The sequence below is a fragment of the Vibrio sp. 2130-1 genome (genome assembly GCF_033339515.1).
Genome location: NZ_JAWOUT010000485.1, coordinates 1 through 596 on the forward strand (window position 1 = coordinate 1; position 596 = coordinate 596).

Annotated in this window: 1 protein-coding gene and 1 pseudogene; both read left to right on the forward strand. The window is 43.0% G+C overall.

Going from position 1 to position 596, the window contains the following annotated elements:
* Window positions 1-10 precede the first annotated feature (10 nt).
* Window positions 11-229 (forward strand): envelope stress response protein PspG, encoded by a 219-nt coding sequence (gene pspG / locus R7Q09_RS26975; RefSeq protein ID WP_318144055.1) that lies wholly within the window; start codon window positions 11-13, stop codon window positions 227-229.
* A gap of 101 nt (window positions 230-330) precedes the next feature.
* Window positions 331-596: pseudogene (locus R7Q09_RS26980) on the forward strand (iron-hydroxamate ABC transporter substrate-binding protein); the annotation flags it as partial.

Below are 596 nucleotides of genomic sequence, written 5' to 3' on the forward strand. Positions count from 1 at the left end.
TGGAGAAGTGATTAGGTTGGAGCTGATCTTTATTTTAGTATTTGCCGCGACCTTGTTAGTAACAGGCATCACGATGATGACAGTGTTCGCAGCAACAGGTATTGCGTTGGTTGTGATGTTTTTACTTGGCATGATCGGCGCGGTACTCAAACTATTGCCATGGCTGATAGTCATCGCATTGGGTATTTGGTTCTTTAAAAACTTCGTTGCCCAACCGCGTTATAAATAGTTGGGTATAGACGATTTAGTTGATAGCGAGGCGTGAGAGTATGGTATATTTCCCCTCACGCCCTCATTGTTGAATATCAGCTATCTCGGAGTACACATTCCATGACAAATAAAGCGACCATCGCTTTAACAGCATTATCATTAGCCGCATCTCTTCCTACATTCGCAGAATCTTCTTTTTCCGCAAAAGTGGGGGCAGAAGTATGGGGTGCAGATACAAAAGGTAATGAAGTAAGAAGAGATAGCAGTACAACGGGTACTTTTTACGCTGCCATTGAGCACGATGTGAAATACGTACCGAATGCACGTCTACGTTACTCAAGTGTTGATGCCGATTACATGGGCTTTGATAAACTCGATTTAACCAT